This is a genomic window from Natronoflexus pectinivorans (genome assembly GCF_004345615.1).
In the GTDB taxonomy this organism is placed as follows: domain Bacteria; phylum Bacteroidota; class Bacteroidia; order Bacteroidales; family Marinilabiliaceae; genus Natronoflexus; species Natronoflexus pectinivorans.
Genome location: NZ_SLWK01000031.1, coordinates 2171 through 3834 on the forward strand (window position 1 = coordinate 2171; position 1664 = coordinate 3834).

1 rRNA gene is annotated in these 1664 nt (G+C 50.8%); it reads right to left on the reverse strand.

What is annotated here, in order from left to right:
- Positions 1-88: 88 nt before the first annotated feature.
- A 16S ribosomal RNA gene (locus tag EV194_RS16725) occupies positions 89-1608 on the reverse strand.
- Between the last annotated feature and the right edge of the window lie 56 nt (positions 1609-1664).

Below are 1664 nucleotides of genomic sequence, written 5' to 3' on the forward strand. Positions count from 1 at the left end.
TGATGCAATACCGCCAAATCGGGCAGTTAGTTTCGTTTAATTTGGCTGTTTCCTTTTTAGTGAGTCGTTTTTTCAAAACATGCTCCAGAAAGGAGGTGTTCCAGCCACACCTTCCGGTACGGCTACCTTGTTACGACTTAGCCCCAGTCACCAGTTTTACCCTAGGACGCTCCTTGCGGTTACATACTTCAGGTACCCCCGGCTTCCATGGCTTGACGGGCGGTGTGTACAAGGCCCGGGAACGTATTCACCGCGCCATGGCTGATGCGCGATTACTAGCGAATCCAGCTTCACGGAGTCGGGTTGCAGACTCCGATCCGAACTGAGACCGGCTTTTAAGATTCGCATCCTCTCGCGAGGTAGCGGCCCTTTGTACCGGCCATTGTAACACGTGTGTAGCCCTGGATGTAAGGGCCGTGCTGATTTGACGTCATCCCCACCTTCCTCTCGGTTTACACCGGCAGTCTTGCCAGAGTCCCCACCATTACGTGCTGGTAACTGACAATAGGGGTTGCGCTCGTTATGGGACTTAACCCGACACCTCACGGCACGAGCTGACGACAACCATGCAGCACCTTGAAAAGTGTCCGAAGAAAAACCTGTTTCCAAGTCTGTCACTTCCCATTTAAACCCAGGTAAGGTTCCTCGCGTATCATCGAATTAAACCACATGTTCCTCCGCTTGTGCGGGCCCCCGTCAATTCCTTTGAGTTTCATCGTTGCCGACGTACTCCCCAGGTGGATTACTTAATGCTTTCGCTCAGTCACTTGCAATGTATCGCAAACAACCAGTAATCATCGTTTACGGCGTGGACTACCAGGGTATCTAATCCTGTTTGATACCCACGCTTTCGTGCATCAGCGTCAGTTATAGTTTAGTAAGCTGCCTTCGCAATCGGTGTTCTGTGGTATATCTATGCATTTCACCGCTACACACCACATTCCGCCTACCTCATCTATACTCAAGAATAACAGTATCAAAGGCAATTCTACAGTTGAGCTGCAGTATTTCACCCCTGACTTACTATTCCGCCTACGCACCCTTTAAACCCAATAAATCCGGATAACGCTCGCATCCTCCGTATTACCGCGGCTGCTGGCACGGAGTTAGCCGATGCTTATTCCTACGGTACCGGCAAACAACTACACGTAGCTGGTTTTCTTCCCGTAAAAAAGCAGTTTACAACCCATAGGGCAGTCTTCCTGCACGCGACATGGCTGGTTCAGGCTTGCGCCCATTGACCAATATTCCTCACTGCTGCCTCCCGTAGGAGTCTGGTCCGTGTCTCAGTACCAGTGTGGGGGACCTTCCTCTCAGAACCCCTAGACATCGTTGCCTTGGTGGGCCGTTACCCCGCCAACTAGCTAATGTCACGCATGCCCATCTGTAACCTATAAATATTTTACCACGCTACCATGCAGTAGCGTAGTCTTATGCGGTGTTAATTCCCCTTTCAGGGAGCTATCCCCCTGTTACAGGTAGGTTGCATACGCGTTACTCACCCGTGCGCCGGTCGTCAGCGGGCCGAAACCCCTGTTACCCCTCGACTTGCATGTGTTAGGCCTGTCGCTAGCGTTCATCCTGAGCCAGGATCAAACTCTTCGTTGTATAAAAAAGTTGGTGGCTACTTTCATAGCCTAATTTCCTGACATATCTCAAAAAAA